Genomic DNA, 21,726 nt, shown 5'->3' with positions numbered 1-21,726 from the left:
TCTTGATCCTATATATTGCTGTTATAGCAACGCTTTTGCCGCAATATCTGTACGGTTCTGTTTGCCTTCAAAGGTAATACGAGCCGCCTGTTCGTAAGCTTTGTCCCGTGCCTCGGCAATGTCACGTCCCAAGCCAACCACACCTAACACGCGACCGCCATTCGTGACCCACTCCCCTTGTTCGTTGATGCCTGTTCCGGCATGGAACACGATGGCTTCGTCAGCCTGGTCCAATCCGTGAATAGGTATCCCTTTGGCGTAAGCTGCAGGATAACCTCCAGATGCCAGCACGACACACACCGCAGCCTCATCCTTCCACTCGATCTCCACCTGATCCAGTGTACCGTTCACGGCAGCGAGAAAAATATCGAGCAAGTCGGATTTTAGGCGAGGCAATACGACTTGTGTTTCTGGATCACCAAAACGTGCATTAAACTCAATGGTCTTCGGCTTGCCGTCCGGCGAAATCATCAGACCAGCAAATAAAACACCACGGAACGGGCGTCCTTCAGCAACCATAGCCTTGGCCGTCGGCTTAATAATCGTCTCAATGGCTTCCTCAATAATAGAATTGGCTACGTGAGGCAACGGGGAATACGTGCCCATGCCACCTGTGTTCGGTCCTTTGTCACCATCAAATACCGGCTTATGATCTTGGGCTGCTGCCATTGGACGAACCGTTTCACCATCCACAAAGGAGAGAATCGACATTTCCTGACCAGCGAGAAACTCCTCGATCACGACCTGTGCTCCCGCTTCCCCAAAAACCTTCGCTACCATAATATCGGACAGCGCCTTCTCCGCTTCCTCCATGGAGTAAGCGACTGTCACTCCTTTGCCTGCTGCCAGTCCATCGGCCTTAATGACCACTGGAATAGGCTGTTCCTTCAAGTAGGCATGTGCTTCCTCATAGGTATAAAACTTGCGATAAGTTGCTGTCGGAATTTGATATTTGTGCAGCAAATCCTTCATGAAGATTTTACTACCTTCAATTTCCGCCGCATTTTTACGCGGACCGAATACTGGAATGCCCTTCGCTTCAAAGGCATCCACAATGCCGTCTGCCAGCGGATCATCGGGGCCCACTACGACAAGTCCGACTTTTTTGGATTCCGCCAGTTCTGTCAGTGCGTCAAAGTCACCCACCGGAATCGGCACACACTCCGCTAATTGCCCGATACCCGCATTACCTGGCGCACAATAGATTTGTCCGGCCTTGGGGCTTTTCTTCAGCGCCCACACAATTGCATGTTCGCGGCCGCCCCCTCCGATAACCAAAATATCCATTCAGGTGATTCCTCCCGCTCCCATTATGATCGTTCAGGTGTGCTGCATCCACAACTCACGCAACTTAATGCTTGAAATGACGTACGCCTGTAAAGACCATAGCAATGCCATATTCGTTAGCAACCTTGATGGATTCTTCATCTTTAATGGAACCGCCCGGCTGAATGACTGCTGTAATGCCTGCTTTAGCTGCCAACTCCAGCGTATCGCCCATTGGGAAAAATGCATCCGATGCCAGTACGGCACCTTTTGCTTTGTCACCGGCCTGCTCAATCGCAATCTTGGCCGCTCCGACACGGTTCATTTGTCCTGCGCCTACGCCAATAGTCATATTATCTGCTGCCAGTACGATGGCATTGGATTTCACATGCTTAACCACTTTCCAGCTAAACAAAAGTTGCTTCAGTTCCTCCTCGGATGGCGCACGCTCTGTTACAACCGTAAGTGCATCCGGTTCTACTGCGTGAACGTCATTTTGCTGAACAACCATGCCACCTTCAATGGAAGTCACGACGAAACGGCTCTTCGCCTCAGATGGTGAAAGCTCACCCAGATCAAGCAAACGGATATTTTTCTTTTTCGTTAAAATCTCCAATGCTTCTTTCGTGAAGCCTGGTGCCAGTATAATTTCCAAAAAGATTTCACTCAGCTTGTTCGCTGTATCGCCGTCAATAATCCGGTTAGCCGCGACGATACCGCCAAAAATCGAGGTAGGATCTGCTGCGTAAGCTTTGCTGTACGCTTCATAAATGCTGCTGCCAATTCCCACACCGCAAGGATTCATATGCTTAACTGCTACTACTGTCGGCTCGCTGAATTCTTTGACGATTTGCAGGGCTGCATTAGCGTCATTGATATTATTGTAAGACAGCTCTTTGCCGTGAAGTTGCTTCGCAGTTGTCAGTGTACCCTTGGCCGCCAATGGCTCACGGTAAAAGGCTGCCTGTTGATGAGGATTTTCACCATAACGCAAATCCTGAATTTTTTCATAGGTTACAGTGTAACGCTCAGGCAGCGGATCGCCTGTCACATTCGACAAATAATCGGAAATCAAAGCGTCGTATGACGCTGTATGACGGAACACTTTTGCAGCCAAACGCTTACGGGTATTCAGCTCCGTGTCGCCATCCTTACGTATTTCCTCCAGTACAGTGCTATAGTCATCCGCATCAACCACTACACTGACAAAAGCATGGTTTTTTGCCGCAGAACGAAGCATTGTTGGACCGCCGATATCGATATTTTCAATCGCGTCCTCATAGGTTACACCGGGTTTGGCGATCGTTTCCGCAAAAGGATACAGGTTTACAACGACCAGATCAATATAATCCAATCCAAGCTCCTTCATCTGGCGCTGATGCTCTTCATTATCCCGAACAGCCAGTAAACCGCTGTGTACCGCAGGGTGGAGTGTTTTAACACGTCCATCCATAATTTCCGGAAATCCCGTTACCTCTGAAATGCCGATGACAGGAATACCCTCCTTCGACAACAAGCTGCTCGTTCCCCCTGTCGAAACGATCTCCACACCCAATTTGGACAACTCGCGGCAAAAATCCACGATTCCCCGTTTATCTGATACGCTGACAAGCGCTCTTTTAATACTCATCCCGTCTCCTCCTTTAGCTCTTTCAGAATTTTGCAAATTTCTCTTCTATCAATTTATTTCCCGAGAAATATCGGAAAATGCCTGTACAGTATCCTTGTTATGACAATGATATGACAAATTACAATTATCTTTTGAGAAGTGAGCTCACCTTGCGGCCATTCAATTGGATTTTGCCTTGGGCCAGTCTGCCAACTACCTCTGGATATAGCTGACGTTCCACGGATTGAATAGCTGCGGATAAGGATTCCGCTGTATCATGATCGTGAACCTCCACGACACGTTGGGCAATAATTGCACCAGTATCCATCCCCCCGTCTACAAAATGGACGGTGACCCCGCTTACCTTGACCCCATAGGCCAATGCCTGTCCAACAGCATCCTTCCCTGGAAATGCCGGCAGCAGCGACGGATGAATATTGATGATTTTCCCAGCGTACGCATCAACCATGACACTGGATAGTAAACGCATATAGCCTGCCAACACGATGAGATCAATCGATTTCTGCTCCAGCAAAGCCACCAATTCACGCTCATAGTCTTCTCGGGCTGGATAATCCTTAGGGCGAAAAGTATGGCAGGCAATTCCGGCCTTCTGTGCTCTAGCTACAGCAGGAGCCGCGGGCTTGTCACAGATGAGCAGTTCTACCGAGGCACCGCCCAGTTCATCCCGCGCGGCCGCATCCACCAAAGACTGAAAGTTCGTCCCTTCACCTGATGCAAAAACAGCAATCCGGTACTTGTTCATTACACCTCGGCTCCCGTAAAGGTCACGATCGAGCTGCCTTCCGTTACTTTTCCGATCACATACGCAGCTTCACCCTGTTCCTTCAGAACTTCCAATGCGGTCTGTGCGTGCTCTGCATCAACAACGATCACCATTCCAATCCCCATATTGAAGGTCGTGAACATGTCTTTGTTAGAGATTTCGCCCTTTTCCTGCATGAGCTGGAAGATCGGCAGAATTGGCCATGTGCCATACTGTATATCTACATTGACGTGATCCGGTAATACTCTAGGGATATTTTCAATAAACCCGCCACCAGTGATATGCGCCATGCCTTTTACTTTTACCTTGTCCAGCAATGCCAACACAGATTTCACATAAATTTTCGTTGGCTCCAGCAATACATCACCCAGTTTGCCGTTCAAGCCTTCGATTTCATCATGCAAATCATAACCTTGCTGTTCCAATAACAGCTTGCGAACCAGTGAAAAGCCGTTACTATGGACACCGCTGGAAGCCAGTCCGATTACGGTATCTCCAGGAACAATGGAACTGCCGTTAATGATTTTGCTTTTATCTACAATCCCTACGGTGAAGCCAGCAATATCATATTCGCCCTCACTGTACATCCCCGGCATTTCTGCGGTTTCGCCGCCGACCAATGCACATCCTGACTGGTGACAGCCCTCTGCGATTCCAGCAACTATAGCTTCAATCTTCTCAGGCACAACCTTGTCACAAGCAAGGTAATCTAGGAAAAAGAGTGGCTCTGCGCCCCCGACGACGATATCGTTTACGCACATCGCAACTGCATCAATGCCAATGGTGTCATGACGATCCATTGCAAAAGCAAGCTTCAGCTTCGTGCCGACACCGTCAGTACCGGAAACGAGTACAGGCTCCTCGTACTTATCTTTATTCAGGCCGAACAACGCACCGAATCCGCCCAAGTCCGTGAGCACTTCCGGACGGAAGGTACGTTTTACGTGCTTTTTCATCCGTTCTACTGCTTCATTACCAGCAGCGATATCTACCCCTGCGTTTTTGTATGCTTCGGACATTCATGAACACTCCTTCAAATGATTGACCCTCCTAAGTCCTCCCTAGCAGGGAGGATTCCATGGGGCTGCTCCCCCTGGACCCCTCAAGAGTCGGTCAGATGCGTAGGATTGGGTGCTGCTTGGTGGTGGTTCGTGTTGTGAGTCGCGTGTTTTCCTTTGTGAGTTGCGGGTCTTCCCGCAACTCACAAGGACACGCTTTGATGCGTGGCCGCCATTGGCAGTGACGGCGGCGGGGGCACGTCCTGGACTGTTTGCTACGCAAAGGCGGGGACGTGCCCGGCCAAAGAAGTGAGCGGCGCCAACGGGCGGCTTACTTCTTGGCCCCTTGAGGCAGGCAGCTTCGCCCTGCCTGCTGCTTGAGCTTCGCTTCGCTGGCTCAACCTTACAACAGCGGATGACTTTTTACGAGTCACCGCTCCGTTAAAAACTCATGGCATGAAATAGTTATGCCATGAGTTTTTAACTGCCTTACCTCTCCTCTTCCCCGTGGGAACAGAAGAGGTACAGGCACTGCTGCAAAATGCTGCACACCTGAGGAACGCAGCGGGTGAAAGGATTCTGGAGAAGCGAAAGCGTTCGCCTTTGCTGCTGGATTCTAACCCTGTAAGGGGTTATTCCAATCCAAGAATCCAGCGGCAACAGCGATCGTAAGAACCTTCCACCCGCGGAGTGGCCTCCTCAGAACCACCATTCCCATGCCTCCATGCACCTCTGTACCTCTTTTGTTCCCTATTCTCAACAACTACACCCGAACTTTTCTTCACCTTTGAAATCTACCTGAGTCGGATAATCATTATCGAAACAAGCCAGGCACAAGCCGCCCTTGTAATCCTGTTCGTTATGCCCGCCTACCGCTGCAATCAACCCCTCGGCACTCATAAAGTAGAGCGAGTCAGCGTTAATCTCTTGGCGAATTTCCTCAACGGTTTTGGACGAAGCGATCAGTTCCCGACGGTCCGGTGTGTCGATCCCGTAGAAGCACGGGTTTTTGAAAGGCGGTGAGGTAATTCGTACATGTACTTCCAAAGCGCCCGCATCCCGCAGCATATTTACGATTCGACGAGATGTGGTGCCCCGAACGATAGAGTCGTCGATCATAATGACCCGTTTACCTTCAACAACACGGCGTACAGCGCTCAGCTTCATTTTCACACCCTGCTCGCGCAGCTCCTGACTCGGTTGAATAAAGGTACGTCCAGTGTATTTATTTTTAATCATGCCCAGCTCATAGGGAATACCTGTTTGCTCTGCATAACCAATTGCAGCCGATATGCTGGAATCCGGTACACCGGTAACCAAATCTGCATCGACAAAAGCCTCTAGCGCCATCTGGCTGCCCATTCGTTTGCGTGCTGCATGAAGATTAGAACCATTCAAGTCACTGTCAGGACGAGCAAAATAAATATACTCCATCGCACACAGCGCTTTACGCTGCTTATCTTCCGTATAACGGTCTTCGTGCAGTCCGTTTTTATCCAGAACTAGCAGTTCACCTGGCTCGATATCGCGCAACAATTCTGCACCAATGGTTTCCAAGGCACAAGACTCGGATGCAAACAAATAAGCATCGCCCAATCTGCCCATCGTCAATGGACGCAAGCCGTTGGGATCAGAAGCCACAAGCAGCTTGTCATTGGTCATAATAAGGAAAGCAAACCCACCGACAATACGCTTTAATGCATCCTTGGCAGCCTCCACTAAATCCTTGGACGACCGAGCGATCAAATGTGCTACTACTTCGGTATCGCTGGTTGTTTGAAAAATAGACCCACCCTGCTCCAGTTCATGCCGAATTTGCAAAGCATTTACGATATTTCCGTTCGTCGCTACCGCCAAATCACCATCACGATACTTGAACACCAAAGGCTGTGCATTCGTCAGCTTACTGTCTCCACTTGTCGAATAGCGCACATGTCCTATGGCAATATCGCCCGTCAACGAAGCCATTAAGTCTTTATTAAATACTTCTTTGACAAGTCCCATTCCACGATGATAATGGAATTCGTCGCCACTGCTCACACAGATCCCTGCACTTTCTTCACCACGATGCTGAAGCGCGTGCAAGCCGTAATAGGCTAGGGAAGCGGCATCAGAGTGTCTGTACACCCCGAATACGCCGCATTCCTCTTTTAATTTATCAAACAGCCCCTCTTTACCCGAGCCTTCATTATAATAATCTCCAGTCCACAACGTCCGTGCTGTTATTTCATCAGACATGGAATGACATCCTCCCAGATTTGCTTCAAACTGGCGACTGCCTCGTTCAAAGCGGGTTGTCCGTTTACCTCAACTGTCAATTGTGATCCTTCAACTTTTCCCAATACGGTAACTGGTACTTCCAGTCCACGCAGATGTGCTTCTAGCGCAGACGCTTTATCCGGTGATGCAGATAACAAAATGCGGGATTGACTTTCGCTGAATAAAGCATGGTCAGGGCGCAAAGACGTTTCTACGTTAACCTGTGCTCCCAATCCGCCGCTAATGCCAGATTCGGCAAGCGCTACAGCCAAACCGCCCTCTGACAGATCATGTGCGGATTGTACCAATCCAGCCTGAATCGCTCCTAGTACCGCAGTCAGCAGTTTTTTCTCTACATTCAAATCGAGCTCAGGCGGACGTCCTTCGGATACACCGTGCACGATAGCCTGGAACTCACTGCCTCCTAGCTCAGCTTTCGTCTCTCCCACTAGGAAAATGACATCGCCTTCGGCTTTGAAGCCTTGTGTCGTAATATGATCGGTATCATGTACCAGACCGACCATACCGACTACAGGTGTTGGATAAATTGCACCTTTGGCATTTTCGTTGTACAAGCTGACATTTCCTCCGATGACAGGAGTATCCAGCACACGGCAAGCCTCTGCCATACCATCAACGGCTTTTTCCATTTGCCAGAAAATATCCGGTTTTTCAGGGTTGCCAAAGTTCAGATTATCCGTAATCGCCAAAGGCTCGCCGCCCGAGCATACAATGTTACGAGCTGCTTCGCTGACTGCAATTCGTCCGCCTACCTCTGGATCCAGATATACATAACGTCCGTTACAATCCGTAGTCATCGCAAGTCCCTTGCGGGTGCCGCGTACGGTCACTACAGCCGCATCCGAGCCCGGGCGAACAGCCGTGCTGGTGCGAACCATGTAATCATACTGCTCGTATACCCATTTCTTGCTGGCTACACTTGGTGAAGACAGCACCTTTTTCAACGCACCATTCAAATCAGTCACTTCTGGGTAACGCAACGTGTCAACAGCAGCATTTTGCTCATAATAAGCAGGAACTTCGGAAGGCTTGTCATAGATCGGACACTCGTCAACCAGCGCAGTCACTGGCATATCACCCACCACTTCACCGTGATGGAACAAACGCAAACGACCGTCATCCGTCACCTTGCCGACCTTGGCACAAATGACGCCCCAACGCTCAAAAATTTCAAGCGCCTGTGCTTCGTCCTTTGGCTCAACAACGAACAGCATACGTTCCTGAGATTCAGACAGCATCATTTCATAAGGGGTCATGCCTTCTTCACGCTGTGGTACCTGATCCAGATACAGCTCAAGACCGTTGCCCGCCTTGCTGGCCATTTCGGCACTGGAGCAGGTAAGTCCCGCCGCACCCATATCCTGAATACCCAGTACAATACCGCTGTCGATCAGTTCCAGACATGATTCCATAACTAGCTTCTCCATGAATGGATCGCCTACTTGAACCGCAGTCCGATTCGCTTCGGATTCCTCTGTCAGCTCAACAGATGCGAAGGTTGCTCCGTGAATCCCGTCACGACCTGTCGGCGGTCCTACATAAAACACAGGATTACCGACCCCTTTTGCCACACCGCGCTGAATTTTATCATGGTCAATCAGTCCGACACACATGGCATTTACGAGCGGATTGCCTTCGTAGCTTTCATCAAATACAACCTCGCCACCTACGGTCGGAATACCGATACAGTTCCCGTATCCTGCAATACCAGATACTACATGCTCGAACAAGTATTTCACACGGTCGCTCTCCAGCTTGCCAAAACGCAAAGAGTTCAACACCGCAATAGGTCTTGCGCCCATGGAAAAAATATCACGGATGATGCCACCTACCCCAGTCGCTGCTCCCTGGAAAGGCTCTACAGCGGATGGATGGTTATGACTTTCGATTTTAAATACAACCGCTTGGTTGTCTCCAATATCTACAATCCCTGCTCCTTCACCGGGTCCCATCAGCACTCGTGGGCCACTCGTCGGAAAACGTCTCAGCAATGGCTTGGAGTTTTTGTAAGCACAATGCTCTGACCACATAACACTGAACACGCCAATCTCCGTATAATTCGGCTGACGTCCCATGAATTCACAGATCAGCGCATATTCACTGTCCGACACGCCCATCTGCTGATACAGTTTATGTTCGGCAACCTGCTCTGCCGTCGGTTCCTTAGCGGACACTTGCTGCGCCATGACGATCCCTCCAAGCATTCAAAATAGATGTAAACATACGTTTGCCATCATCCGTGCCAAGCAATGCGTCCACCGCGCGTTCCGGGTGGGGCATCATGCCCAGCACGTTGCCTTGCTCATTACAAATCCCCGCAATATCGGTCACGGAACCGTTAGGATTATCCTTATACGTAAAAACGATCTGATTGTTCGCCTGCAAACGAGCCAGCGTCTCATCATCACAGTAATAGTTGCCTTCACCATGTGCGATTGGAATTATGATTTCTTCACCAGCAGCATAATCTCTTGTAAAAGGCGTTTGGTTATTCGCAACCTGCAATACCGTATCATGGCAAAGGAATTTCATCGACAGGTTACGGCGCAAAGCTCCTGGCAATAGCCCGGCTTCGGTCAAAATTTGAAAACCGTTGCAAATCCCCAAAATATATTTGCCTTCGGCAGCCGCTTTGGCTACTTCCTTCATCACCGGAGCAAACCGGGAAATCGCACCACACCGCAGATAATCCCCGTAGGAGAAGCCTCCCGGAACAAGAATACAATCGTAAGGTGACAGATCCGTTGCCGTATGCCAAACATAATCGACAGGTTCGCCGACCGTGTCCTCTATCGCCTTATAGCAGTCAATATCACAGTTGGAGCCCGGAAAAACCAGAACTGCAAATTTCATGGAATCAACCCTCCAGTTCGTAGCGGTAGTCTTCAATGACCGTGTTGGCCAACAGCTTTTCACACATCTCGATGATGCGTTTTTCTGCACTCTCGCGGTCTGTTGTATCCAGATTCAGTTCCATATACTTACCAATTCTGACGCTGTCCACTTCTCCGAAGCCCATAGAATGCAGTGCACCTTGCACCGCAACCCCCTGCGGGTCCAAAACGCTTTGCTTAATCGTGACATAGACTGTTGCTTTCATCATGTTCCTTCAGTTCCTCCTCCGAATGAGTGAATCCTATTGATTGAATTATGATTACTATTTACTGTGCCGTCAGACGCTGCCAAATATCCGTATATCTTGCAGTTGTTTCTTCTACGACCTCAGCAGGCAACGGATCGGGCTTGCTGTTCTTGTCCCAACCGGAGGCTGCCAAATAGCTTCGCACCGGCTCCTTGTCCATGCTGTCAATTTCCACATCCAGCTCATACTTCTCCTGAGCCCAGAAACGGGATGAATCCGGAGTGAAAATTTCGTCAATTAAAATAACCTTGCCGTTAACAAGACCAAACTCAAACTTGCAATCCGCCAAAATGATTCCTCGCTTTTCGCAGAAAGCACGCGCAAATTCATACAATGCCAAGCTTTTTTCCTCAAGCTCACCTGTTAGCTGGGCCCCGACCAGCTCTTTCATTTGGTGAAGGGAAATGTCCTCGTCGTGACCGACGTCATTTTTCGCAGCCGGTGTAAATAAAGGCTTGGGAAAACGTTCATTCTTACGTAGCCCCTCGGGCAATGGAATACCGTTTACCTCACCGGTCTGCTCATACTGACGCCAGCCGCCTCCAGTAATATATCCGCGCACCACACACTCGATGTCGATGCGTTCAGCCTTCAGCGTGACCATGATCCGATCCTTTAGCAGCTCTTTATTCTGTTCGTCGATGACATGTCCGAGCTTGTCTATATCGGTATGCACGACATGGTTTTCCAGCAGATCTTTCGTCTGCTCAAACCAGAAAGCACTGAGCTTGTTCAATACATTTCCTTTTTCCGGCACGGGCGGCTCCAGCACATAATCAAAGGCCGAAATCCGATCCGTTACGACAATCAGAAAATGTTCTCCGAGATCATACAACTCACGTACCTTGCCTTTGTACAAGAGCGGCGCGTGAATCAGACCCTCGGCGGTAGACAATGACATTTCATTACACCTCTTTCAAAAGAGTATGGTCCCTCCTAAATCCTCCCCTCAGGGAGGACCCCCAGGGCTGCTGCCCTCGGGACTCCCGCAAGGGTTGGCTAATGAGCAGGGTAAGGGCGTCTATTTTGTAGCTATGGCGGGATGAGCGCGTTTTGCTGGATGAGGCTTGTTAGCACAAGCTTCATCCAGCAACGCTTTTACGTCGGCGCGAACGGCTGGCTCAAGGCTTCGCTCCTTGAGCCTTGCGCGTTCCTGAAAGGACTGCGGGCTGTTTGCTGCGCAAATTTGGCAGTCCTTTCAGGAACGTTGTCTTGCGATGGAAAAGCAGTGGAACACGCTTTTCCATCGCTCTAGGAAGGTGCGGCATCTTATGTGCCGTACCTTCCCTAGTTCTGCTCCCACACGAAGGTTGGTGCTGGATGCAGCGGAGCGGACGGAATCGTTCTGGAGAAGCGCTAGCGTTTGCCTTTGCCCCTAGATTCCAACCTTTGCATGTTTTTAAGTCCAGGAATCCAGGGGCAACAGCAATCGGAAGAATGATCCGTTCGCGCAGCGGCCTCTTCATGCTCCTGATCCGCTCCAAGCCCCAGCCTTCCCTCTTACTCCCCTAATCCCAGCTTTTTAAAGATCGTATCTACGTTCTTCAAATGCCAAGCCGGGTTGAACGCATCCTCGATTTCATCTGGACTGAGCACGGCAGTAATTTCCGGAGTCGCCTCGACAATTTCGCGGAACTGGCGTTGCTCTTCCCATGCTTGCATAGCACGTGGCTGCACGGTATCGTAAGCTTTTTCACGGCTAAAGCCCTTGTCGATCAGCTTCGTCATAATGCGGCCAGAGAATGGTACACCATACGTACGCGCCATATTGCGCTTCATATTTTCAGGGAAGACCGTCAGATTTTTCACGATATTGCCAAAACGGTTCAGCATGTAGTTCAACAGCATCGTTGCATCCGGCAGAATGATACGTTCTACAGAAGAATGCGAAATGTCGCGCTCATGCCACAGCGTTACGTTCTCATACGCCGATATCATATGCCCCCGAATCACACGCGCCAGACCGGAGATGTTTTCACTTCCGATCGGATTGCGCTTATGCGGCATCGCAGAAGAACCCTTTTGGCCCTTGGCAAAAGCCTCTTCCACCTCACGGAATTCACTCTTTTGCAATGCACGGACTTCTGTAGCAAACTTGTCCAACGATGTGGCGATCAACGCCAACGTGGCCATATATTCAGCATGACGATCACGTTGGAGCGTTTGTGTAGAAATCGGAGCAGGCTTGGTGCCTAGTTTGCGGCATACGAATTCTTCCACAGCCGGGTCGATGTTGGCGTATGTTCCGACTGCACCGGACATTTTACCGTATTGTACCTGGTCAGCAGCATAGCGGAAACGTTCCAGATTGCGCTTCATTTCCTCGTACCACAGGGCCATTTTCAGTCCGAATGTGGTTGGCTCAGCATGCACTCCATGTGTACGTCCCATCATCGGTGTGTGCTTGTAAGCCAATGCTTTTTCCTTCAAAATTTCAATAAAATTCAGAATATCCCGTTCCAGAATTTCATTCGCCTGCTTTAACAGATAGCCCAAGGCTGTATCGACCACGTCTGTGGAGGTTAGACCGTAATGTACCCATTTGCGCTCGTCGCCAAGACTTTCGGATACTGTGCGGGTAAAAGCAATGACATCATGTCTTGTCTCCTGCTCAATTTCATAGATTCGATCAATGTCGAAACTTGCATTCTTGCGCAGAGCCACGGTATCTTCTTTTGGGATAACCCCTAACTCAGCCCATGCTTCACAAGCGCACAGTTCTACTTCCAGCCAAGCTTTAAATTTGTTTTCTTCCGTCCAAATCGCTCTCATTTCCGGTCTGCTATAGCGTTCGATCATGATTATTTATTCCCCCAAATATTGGTTTGATCAATCCATTCCAGCGCTTGTTCCGTATCCTGGCACAATACATTAATATGTCCCATCTTTCGGCCTGGCTTGGCTTCACTTTTTCCATACAAATGCAGCTTCGGAACAACACCCAATCCTTCAGCTTCAGCATCTGATTGTCCAAACCGCTGAATCACGTCCTCCAAATGCTCACCTAGTACATTGACCATCACAACCGGAGTCAGCAACTTCGTGTTGCCCAGTGGCAGACCACAAATCGCACGTATATGCTGCTCAAATTGCGATGTGGCGCATCCCTCCATCGTGTAGTGGCCGGAATTATGAGGTCGTGGTGCCAACTCATTAACGTATAATTGTCCGTCTTCGGTGACAAACATCTCCACAGCGAGCAGCCCCACCGCACCCAATGACTCTGCCACAGCCAGCGCCAATTTGCGTGCTTCTTCCTGGACAGGTTCAGGTACGCGCGCGGGTACAATCGACGTGTGCAAAATGTTGTTCACGTGAATGTTTTCCGCAGGCGGAAAGGCTTTGGCTTCACCGTTTGTGCTGCGAGCTACAATCACCGAGATTTCGCAGCGAAAACGGATGAACTGTTCCAACACCAGTTCCGCACCGCTTCCAGCCAGTTGCTCGTAGGCATTCGTGGCTTCCTCCGATTGGCGAATGACCACTTGACCTTTGCCATCATAACCACCGACTGCTGTTTTGAGCACACTCGGTACACCCAGTTCGGATACCGCTTGAACCATATCGGCAGGACTGCTAATTTCACGATATGGAGCGACAGGCACACCAGCTGCTTCTATAGAACGTTTTTCTCGCAGACGATGCTGTGTCGTGTACAAAAGACTGCTGCCCTGCGGTACACTGGATTCCTGTTCCAAAAGCGCAGCTACACCCGCATCCACATTTTCAAACTCATACGTGATCACATCACACCGCTCCGCCAATTCTCTGGCCGCACGCTCATCATCATAGGCAGCAAGGATTTGTTCGGATACCTGTCCACACGGACTGTCCGGTGCAGGGTCCAGCGTCACAAAGCGATAGCCTAGGTTTGTTCCAGCCAGTACAAGCATTCTTCCCAGTTGTCCGCCTCCCAAAATTCCAATCACTGTGCCAGGAGGACGGATTCGACCTGCGGATTTACATGCTTCATTCATAGCGAGTCACTGCCTTCCAGTACCTCGTCACGGATACGGTCGCGTCTTGCCACAACCCGCTGACTTATCTTTTCGTCAAAAGCACCTAAGATTTGTGCAGCCAACAGCCCTGCATTAGTAGAGCCTGCCTTACCGATTGCCACAGTGGCAACTGGAATACCACCTGGCATCTGCACAATGGAGAGCAGGGAGTCCAGACCATTCAGAGCCTTCGACTGGACAGGCACACCAATCACTGGCAAGGAGGTCTTCGCAGCCACCATCCCCGGCAGATGCGCAGCTCCACCAGCTCCAGCAATAATGACCTTTAGCCCGCGCCCGGCGGCCTCTTCTGCAAAACGAAACATTAAATCCGGTGTACGATGGGCTGATACTACTTTTTTCTCATATCCGATTTCAAGCTCGTCCAGCACAGCACATGCATGTTGCATGGTGTCCCAGTCTGATGTGCTGCCCATAATGACAGCGACCTGCACTGACATGTCCTTCACTCCCTGTTTATCAATAAGCGCCAAAAATCCGGCACTCGAAAATAACGTTATTTTCAAGACACCGGACTACGAAAAAACAAACGACAGAGCCTCTTAAAGGCATGCCAAAAGCAAGCCTGTTTCACCGCATCCAATGCGGCTTCAGCCGTATGTCTCCCGTAGTCCGGAAATTTAAGGTTTCCAGGTAGAAACTTCCGGGCCATATCCCCGGCATTATACGAGTCAGGATTGTGCTTACTCCATACCCAACGAAATACTTTCCCAGCATGATCGTGATGGATTTCGGCTCCAAATGTGTACCTAATTAAATTTTACCTAAAGTTCATTTTTTATCGACAATACACTTCATAGTTTAACAATTCCCTACACCCTGTGTCAACTTGAAAACGAACATTGTCATAATGATACAATTTAATGTTCGTGTTTAACAAAAACCAAGCCCCTTATATGCACACCTCGGGACTATTGTATTACATTTAGCTCTCTCTCTGCCTATACTGATAACGACCTGCAAAACACCTTACCCACAAAAATAAAAAGCCGGCACCTCCTGTATAGGTAGTGATCCGGCTTTTCACTTATTTTTTCTGTTATTTTACAACCAGCACAGGGATGCGCGCATGTTGCACCACATTGTGACTTACGCTACCCAATACAAATTCACGAATACCACCCAAGCCGCGGCTACCGATCACAATCACATCAAAGCCGTTCTCATTGGCATAATCCAAAATGACTTCGGCCGGCGAACCTTGAATCAGCTCCACCTTGGCATCTACGCCTTGTTCGGCAAGCCGCTTTTTAACTTCATCCGTAGTTTGCTCAGCCAAATCATAATATTCTTTATTCACCGAAGCTGGAATTGGAGCTAAACCTTCGCCCATGAAAATCCGCGGGAAATCGAATGCCGTTACTACCTCAAGCTTCGAGGAAGGCGATGCCTTCACCAATTCAGCCGCCTTTAACAAAGCTTTGTTGGATGCATCCGAACCGTCATAAGCAAGCAATACTTTTGAAAATAGCATAATACGCACCTCTTCCGAATTCGATTTGTTACAGCAAAAGCCTGAAATTATGTATTCCTGTGGTTGTTCACTTCATTACATCATGTGACGACCGAGAATAGAATAGTCTTCTCAATCATCATTAAACTTCCCTATGAGAACCTAAACTTCCAGCCTTACCGTAAAAAATACCCATAGAGCAATGCGTTAATGAATAGCAACGCAGGAATACCTAATCTGAAGCTCATATGCCGTGTTTTATGGCGTTTGCGGTACATCGCAATGAGTACACCCAATGCGCCCCCAATCAGGGCCAACAAAAACAGTGTCCGTTCAGGTACACGATCACGGTGTTTACGTGCTCTCTTTTTATCTTCCGACATTACCAGATAGCCTACTGCATTGATGAACAGCAGCCATATCAACAAGCCTGTCTGCAATGTCTCTCCTCCTTTTGCACACCGTACCAGTTTCAGGTATTAGGACGGATATAGGGCTCTCTCCTTCATTATAACCCCACCCCTTTTATAGAAACAACGCCTTCTCTGAGTGGGAAAACGTTTTTGCGGAAATAGTAACGGTGTATGAGGGTAATTCCCGAGTGCATCTATTTTGTCTTAAAGGAGGAAGTGCGATGGAAAGCACCCATGAATACGTTGAAAAACTACGAGAAAACGCAAAAAAGGCTGAACGTAACCGTAAACGAGGAAAAGGAACTCCCAGCGCCAGCTTGCCAACAAAACAGCATAGCAAAAACCCCTGATCATGGGATCTGTATTCAACGGTAGAACCATGTAAATATGTAAAACATCAACTTCATCTTGTCACTCTCATTACAAATTAAAGGTACACTCTGTTGTTCACCTTTATCAAAAACAACAAGCAGACTCCTTATGAGATTTCTGCTTGTTGTTTTATTTCAAATATTTTCTGCTCAGTTGTAGTTAAAGCGATTACATATAGAAAAATAAGTTTTAAAGTCATATTACCTAACATATATATTGACTAAAAACAATTTTACACCCTATAATTCGTGATATTAACGTAATTCGACAAAATATTTGTCAGTTAATCTATCATTAATATTTCAAGGTTTAAGATTGGAGAGGAGCTTTATATGACTAACATGAAAAAAATGACAATGATTCCCCTGTTGGCCAGCTTTATTCTCGGAAGTACCTTATGGAGTGGTGGATTTACTGCTAACGCTGCGGCAGCAGCTACAACCAGCACAACGGTAGCTACTTCTGCCGCTACGACCTCGGACAAACAAACCAATCATTTACCCAATATTAAAATATTGGCCACAGGAGGAACCATTGCAGGGTCATCCTCTGTCAACACGGATACAACTGGCTACAAAGCAGGTGCATTAGGTGTTGAAACCTTAATCAATGCCGTTCCTGAGATGAAAAGTATTGCAAATGTCAGTGGCGAGCAAGTGGTTAACGTCGGTAGCCCCGATGTTAATAATGAAATCCTCTTAAAACTTGCCAAACGCACCAACGAGCTGCTTGCTAGAGACGATGTAGACGGTATTGTCATCACCCATGGAACAGATACATTGGAAGAAACGGCATACTTCCTTAACCTTGTCGTTAAGAGCGATAAGCCTGTAGTTGTTGTTGGGTCTATGCGCCCAGCTACTGCCATCAGTGCAGATGGTCCATTTAACCTTTATAATGCTGTAAAAGTTGCTGGTGCTTCAGCCTCCAAAGGCCAAGGTGTACTCGTATTGCTGAACGATCGCATCGGTGCAGCACGATACATCACAAAAACGAACACAACAGCAGTCGATACGTTCAAGTCTGTGGAGCAGGGATACCTTGGAGCCGTTGTAGGCGATCAGGTTTACTACTATAACAAATCCACTCATAAGCATACGACCTCTTCTGTATTCGATATCTCTAATCTCACCCAGCTGCCACAAGTAGATATTTTATACGAGTATCAAAACAACGGTCGCTACCTGTATGATGCAGCCGTAGCAGCTGGTGCCAAAGGAATTGTGGTCGCTGGCTCCGGTAATGGTTCCTTGTCCAAGACCTCCACCGAAGGCGCAGAGGCTGCAGGTAAAAAAGGAGTTATTATTGCCCGCTCCACCCGCGTAGGAAGTGGAGTTGTGTCCCCATCGACAAAAGACGCAGCAACGAACTTTGTGTCCACCGATTCGCTCAATCCGCAAAAAGCACGGATTTTGCTCATGCTCGCTTTGACCCAGACGCACGATGTGAACCAAATTCAATCTTTCTTTAATGAATACTAAGCGCAGTCATCCCAAATCATACAAATACAACATCCTTATTATGAAAAAGAAGCAGCAGATACGGTTGATCGCCGTACTGCTGCTTCTTTTATGCAAGACAATGTCTGAGCACCCATAACGATTACATCTGGTATCCAAACGTCTTGGTCGTATACGGCCAATTGTTTCCCTTATATGCAGGCATCAAGACTGCTGTTTGGGAATCCCATTCAAGCTTGGAGGATATTTAGCTTGCTTCTCTGGATGAGCAGCAATTTCTTCCTCCAGTATACTTGATTTATTTTGCTGATTATTGATTTTAAGCGGCTTATGTTTGGGCATAAGTACTCACCTCCTCGGTTTACCATGCCAAGGAGAAAGCCTTTTTATACCCATCATATGCCCGTTAATTGTGTAGCTTAAAGTACTCGGGGCTATTTTTTTATTCGCCCTGCTTTTGCTCCATTGCTGCTTTTAGCAAATCGCCCAGACTGGAGCCAAAGGACTCCTTCTTTTCGAATTGTTTGACCAGCTTTTGCTGCTCCCGCTTGTTTACCCGTTGCTTGTCTTTATCCAGCGTCTCCGTAATGCCGCAGGGTAAGCATCTTACATATAAACCTGCCTTACCCTCTTTCATTTCCATTTTCTTATGACATTGCGGACAACGTCGATTGGACAAACGTTTTTCCCCGGAACGACGGTAGCCACAATCCGCACTTGGGCATACAAGGAACTTGCCTTTCTTACCCTTCTTCTCCAACAACTTTGTACCACAATCCGGACAATGGCTATTCGTCACGTTATGGGGCTTGTACTCCGCGCTGCTATTTTTCACCGTAGAAACTAATTCTTTTGCCATAGCACGGATAGAATTCAAAAATGGCTCAGGCTGTCCCTGACCACGGGCTATTCTTTCCAACTCCGCTTCCCACCGTGCCGTCAGCTCGGGCGTTCTCAGCTGTGGAGCCGCCAGCTCGATCAGTTGCTTGCCTTTGCCAGTTGGATGCATCACGTTTCCCTGGCGTTCTATCGTATCCGAGCTAACGAGTTTCTCAATCAGATCTGCACGGGTAGCTGGAGTGCCCAGGCCGTGCTTTTCCATTTGAGCCAGCAGAGCTGCTTCTGTATACCGCTTCGGCGGCATCGTTCTTCCAGCTCGTACAATACAACGCTGCAATTGGACGGAGTCTCCTTTTTTCAGCTCAGGCAAAATAACGTCCCGTCCATTACTTTCACGATCATCTGTCTCTTCCTCGTCCAATTCATAATGACTTTCGTCATATACAGCACGCCAACCGCTATCTTTTATAGTTGTACCTTTTACATGAAATGTTTCCTGCCCCACCATGACCGGTACAGCTACAGCATCATAACGTGCAGGTGGGTAGAACAGACTGATAAAACGGCGTGCAATCAGATCATACAGCTTACGTTCCTCTGGGCTTAACTGATTAAGCAATAATGTTTGCTCAGTAGGAATAATCGCATGGTGATCTGTGACTTTACTATCATCCACTACCCGTTTTGTGATCGGCAATTGGTTACGCAATAGCGGACGTGCTAAAGCAGCATACGGACCTACTGCTACGCTACTGAGCCTTTCTTTAAAGGAATCCACCATATCGGATGTAAGATACCGGCTGTCTGTACGTGGATAGGTCACCAGCTTATGCTGCTCATACAGACGCTGAAGAACATTGGACGTCTGTTTGGCCGAGAATCCGTAGCGCTGGTTAGCATCTCTTTGCAGCTCAGTTAAATCATAAGCCAGCGGATGAGGCTCGTTTTTTTCACTCTTTTTAACACTCACAACTGTACCTTTGGACCCTTCGAGCCTACGGCGCAAAGTTTCAGCCTGAGTACGATCAAACAGGCGTGAATCGCCGTTTTCTGCCCGCCAAGTTGCCTGGAAATGACCAAAATCCGCCGTCAAAGTATCATATTCCTGAGAACGAAACTGGGTGATCTCTTTCTCACGTTCCATAATCATTCCCAGTGTGGGTGTCTGTACTCTCCCAGCCGAAAGCTGGGCATTATAACGAACCGTTAACGCACGGGTTACATTGAGACCAATCATCCAGTCTGCTTCAGCCCTACAGCGAGCCGATTCATATAGACGATCAAACTGCTGTCCAGGCAACAATTTCGCAAAACCTGCCTTGATTGCCTTATCCGTCTGCGAGGAAATCCACAAACGTCGGAAAGGCTTTTTCCAGTTTGCCATTTGTATAATCCAACGCGCCAACAGTTCTCCTTCACGAGCAGCATCTGTTGCCACGATAAGTTCCCCAATGTCCTGTCGTTTCATGAGCTGTTGTACAGCTTTGAACTGATGATTGCTTTCTCGTAATACCTTTAACTTGGAGTTTCTCGGAAGAATGGGCAAGTCCTCCAGGTTCCAATTCGCATACTTAGAATCGTAATCCTCTGGCTCTGCCAAGCCGACCAAATGCCCCAATGCCCATGTCACCACATACTTTGGACCTTCTATATAACTTTTATGCTTCTCTCGGCTGCCCATCACTCGTGCAATCTCTCTGGCCACGGATGGTTTTTCTGCCAATACCAGTACCTTCATGTTACGCTCCTTTCTCTCATAATGTTAATTATACCATCCCGCCATCTTACGATAAATCTACTGCCTACAGCTCTTACTAGCATGATCTTTCCTTACTTTTACATTGGTGCATTCACTAGGTCAGCTTACAAATCAGGCACACTCCATTTTAATAGCAGACCTGCATACGTGAGGCCTCCTCCAAATCCATATAACACCACATGTTGTCCATATCTTAAACGCCCATCATCCAATCCACACTGTAAAGCCAACGGAATCGACGCCGCCGAGGTATTTCCATACAACTCTACACTTGTCAGCGTCTTATCTAAAGGTACTGCACTTCTTTCACATATGGACTCAATCATTCTCAGATTAGCACTATGAGGTACAAACCAGTCAAGATCCTCCTTCTCCATATTTGCCTTATCCATTAATCGTTCGATTCCCGCTGGAACTGAGCGTACAGCCCACTTATAAACCTCACGTCCATTTTGAGCGATAAACCCATTGTCTTGCAGCTTCTCTCCATCCAAATAGTTAGATAATCCTGCACGGTAAAGATGCGCTCCTCCTTGCCCAAAGGTTCCTATATCTGAGGTTAAAAACGATCCTTCATCCTCGTCATATTCAACAAGTGCGACTCCTGCCCCATCTCCAAAAAGAACACATGTCGTCCGGTCCGTATAATCTGTAATTTTGGATAATGTTTCGGCACCGATCACTAGAACCTTACGATGTAGACCACCCGTAATAAGACCATTTGCCAAATGAAGTCCATAAGCAAAGCCTGCGCATGCAGCACTAACATCCATCGACCCCGTATTCGGAATATTAAAATAAGCCTGGATACGGGAAGCCGTACTTGGAAAATAGTAATCAGGTGTGCTCGTCGCTACAATGATCATGTCAACATCATTTACATTTACGTTATAAAGGCTAACCATACGTTTAATAGCTTGTATACATAAATCAGATACATATTGATCGTCAGCCGCGATACGTCGTTCCCGCATACCCGTCCGTTGTACAATCCACTCGTCACTAGTGTCCACAAGCTTCTCCAAGTCAGCGTTCGTTAAAATCCGTTCAGGTACATAGGTGCCAAGGGCCGTTAACTTTGCTTTTGAATTCAACATTCTGATCACTCTCCTTTATCATCCTAATTCATATTATAACACCAGATACTAATACCTGGTACTAATTTTATTTAAAATATGTCTATCTATTTACTAGCTAATATCCACAGATTCAGTCGAACTTATAACCAACTTACTCTAATTAAACATTCTACTTTTATTTAACACAAAAAAGACCGCAATCTTAATAAGATCACGGTCTTTTTTACTTGTTGCTTGGCAACGTCCTAC

Annotated in this window: 21 protein-coding genes and 1 riboswitch; of the genes, 2 read left to right on the top strand and 19 right to left on the bottom strand. The window is 48.0% G+C overall.

Features of this window, described 5'->3' with window-relative positions:
* Nucleotides 1–21 precede the first annotated feature (21 nt).
* From purD to ABEW32_RS07480, 16 genes are all read right to left on the bottom strand, one after another.
* On the bottom strand, nt 22–1,287 hold the full coding sequence (gene purD / locus ABEW32_RS07555) for a phosphoribosylamine--glycine ligase (protein ID WP_430186223.1): 1,266 nt from the start codon (nt 1,285–1,287) through the stop codon (nt 22–24).
* Nucleotides 1,288–1,351: 64 nt separating this feature from the next.
* A complete protein-coding gene (gene purH / locus ABEW32_RS07550; RefSeq protein ID WP_430186221.1) occupies nt 1,352–2,896 on the bottom strand; it encodes a bifunctional phosphoribosylaminoimidazolecarboxamide formyltransferase/IMP cyclohydrolase in 1,545 nt (514 codons plus the stop codon).
* 124 nt (nt 2,897–3,020) lie between these two features.
* Nucleotides 3,021–3,641, bottom strand: coding sequence for a phosphoribosylglycinamide formyltransferase (gene purN / locus ABEW32_RS07545; RefSeq protein ID WP_430186219.1), 621 nt, complete (start codon nt 3,639–3,641; stop codon nt 3,021–3,023).
* Nucleotides 3,641–4,681, bottom strand: a complete 1,041-nt coding sequence (gene purM / locus ABEW32_RS07540; RefSeq protein ID WP_090888531.1) for a phosphoribosylformylglycinamidine cyclo-ligase — start codon at nt 4,679–4,681, stop codon at nt 3,641–3,643. The genes purN and purM overlap by 1 nt, the downstream gene beginning before the upstream one ends.
* A 254-nt stretch (nt 4,682–4,935) precedes the next feature.
* Nucleotides 4,936–5,061, bottom strand: a complete 126-nt coding sequence (locus ABEW32_RS07535; RefSeq protein ID WP_430186217.1) for a hypothetical protein — start codon at nt 5,059–5,061, stop codon at nt 4,936–4,938.
* 355 nt (nt 5,062–5,416) lie between these two features.
* A complete protein-coding gene (purF, locus tag ABEW32_RS07530; protein WP_017426172.1) occupies nt 5,417–6,898 on the bottom strand; it encodes an amidophosphoribosyltransferase in 1,482 nt (493 codons plus the stop codon).
* Entirely contained in the window at nt 6,883–9,126 is a 2,244-nt protein-coding gene (gene purL, locus ABEW32_RS07525) for a phosphoribosylformylglycinamidine synthase subunit PurL (protein ID WP_430186215.1), read from the bottom strand. Before purL ends, purF begins: the two co-directional genes overlap by 16 nt.
* Nucleotides 9,104–9,793 carry a phosphoribosylformylglycinamidine synthase subunit PurQ gene (purQ, locus tag ABEW32_RS07520; protein WP_430186213.1) on the bottom strand — a complete coding sequence of 230 codons (690 nt, stop codon included), beginning with the start codon at nt 9,791–9,793 and terminating at the stop codon, nt 9,104–9,106. Before purQ ends, purL begins: the two co-directional genes overlap by 23 nt.
* A gap of 4 nt (nt 9,794–9,797) precedes the next feature.
* The gene (purS, locus tag ABEW32_RS07515; protein ID WP_013308797.1) at nt 9,798–10,043 is read right to left on the bottom strand and encodes a phosphoribosylformylglycinamidine synthase subunit PurS; all 246 of its coding nucleotides are present in this window, start codon (nt 10,041–10,043) and stop codon (nt 9,798–9,800) included.
* Nucleotides 10,044–10,101: 58 nt separating this feature from the next.
* Nucleotides 10,102–10,983, bottom strand: a complete 882-nt coding sequence (locus ABEW32_RS07510; protein ID WP_430186211.1) for a phosphoribosylaminoimidazolesuccinocarboxamide synthase — start codon at nt 10,981–10,983, stop codon at nt 10,102–10,104.
* 220 nt (nt 10,984–11,203) lie between these two features.
* Nucleotides 11,204–11,548, bottom strand: a complete 345-nt coding sequence (locus ABEW32_RS07505) for a hypothetical protein (protein ID WP_430186209.1) — start codon at nt 11,546–11,548, stop codon at nt 11,204–11,206.
* A 34-nt stretch (nt 11,549–11,582) separates the two neighbouring features.
* Nucleotides 11,583–12,881 (bottom strand): adenylosuccinate lyase, encoded by a 1,299-nt coding sequence (gene purB / locus ABEW32_RS07500; RefSeq protein WP_430186208.1) that lies wholly within the window; start codon nt 12,879–12,881, stop codon nt 11,583–11,585.
* 2 nt (nt 12,882–12,883) lie between these two features.
* Nucleotides 12,884–14,059: a 5-(carboxyamino)imidazole ribonucleotide synthase gene (gene purK / locus ABEW32_RS07495; protein ID WP_430186206.1), complete on the bottom strand. Its 1,176-nt coding sequence runs from the start codon at nt 14,057–14,059 to the stop codon at nt 12,884–12,886.
* Nucleotides 14,056–14,541, bottom strand: coding sequence for a 5-(carboxyamino)imidazole ribonucleotide mutase (gene purE, locus ABEW32_RS07490; protein ID WP_013369467.1), 486 nt, complete (start codon nt 14,539–14,541; stop codon nt 14,056–14,058). The genes purK and purE overlap by 4 nt, the downstream gene beginning before the upstream one ends.
* A gap of 148 nt (nt 14,542–14,689) precedes the next feature.
* Nucleotides 14,690–14,791, bottom strand: a riboswitch (purine riboswitch).
* A gap of 349 nt (nt 14,792–15,140) precedes the next feature.
* A complete protein-coding gene (locus tag ABEW32_RS07485) occupies nt 15,141–15,575 on the bottom strand; it encodes a universal stress protein (RefSeq protein WP_013369465.1) in 435 nt (144 codons plus the stop codon).
* 155 nt (nt 15,576–15,730) lie between these two features.
* Nucleotides 15,731–15,994, bottom strand: coding sequence for a DUF1294 domain-containing protein (locus tag ABEW32_RS07480; RefSeq protein ID WP_430186203.1), 264 nt, complete (start codon nt 15,992–15,994; stop codon nt 15,731–15,733).
* Between the two features lie 194 nt (nt 15,995–16,188).
* Here ABEW32_RS07480 and ABEW32_RS07475 point away from each other — a divergent pair, with 194 nt between their 5' ends.
* Both ABEW32_RS07475 and ABEW32_RS07470 read left to right on the top strand, forming a co-directional pair.
* Complete coding sequence (locus tag ABEW32_RS07475) at nt 16,189–16,317, top strand: DUF4023 family protein (RefSeq protein ID WP_013308788.1); 129 nt, start codon at nt 16,189–16,191, stop codon at nt 16,315–16,317.
* Nucleotides 16,318–16,671: 354 nt separating this feature from the next.
* Entirely contained in the window at nt 16,672–17,820 is a 1,149-nt protein-coding gene (locus ABEW32_RS07470; RefSeq protein WP_430186200.1) for a type II asparaginase, read from the top strand.
* A gap of 183 nt (nt 17,821–18,003) precedes the next feature.
* On the opposite strand, the gene ABEW32_RS07465 is transcribed toward ABEW32_RS07470, so the two are convergent.
* The 3 genes from ABEW32_RS07465 to ABEW32_RS07455 form a co-directional block, all read right to left on the bottom strand.
* Entirely contained in the window at nt 18,004–18,141 is a 138-nt protein-coding gene (locus tag ABEW32_RS07465) for a hypothetical protein (RefSeq protein WP_016819760.1), read from the bottom strand.
* Nucleotides 18,142–18,241: 100 nt separating this feature from the next.
* Entirely contained in the window at nt 18,242–20,377 is a 2,136-nt protein-coding gene (locus ABEW32_RS07460) for a DNA topoisomerase III (protein WP_430186198.1), read from the bottom strand.
* 125 nt (nt 20,378–20,502) lie between these two features.
* Complete coding sequence (locus ABEW32_RS07455) at nt 20,503–21,495, bottom strand: ketoacyl-ACP synthase III (protein ID WP_430186196.1); 993 nt, start codon at nt 21,493–21,495, stop codon at nt 20,503–20,505.
* Nucleotides 21,496–21,726 lie beyond the last annotated feature (231 nt).

It is taken from the genome of Paenibacillus jamilae (genome assembly GCF_050482105.1).
Lineage (GTDB): Bacteria > Bacillota > Bacilli > Paenibacillales > Paenibacillaceae > Paenibacillus > Paenibacillus jamilae_B.
The sequence above is the reverse complement of the archived record's forward strand: the minus strand, read 5'-3'. Positions and strand labels throughout refer to the sequence as shown.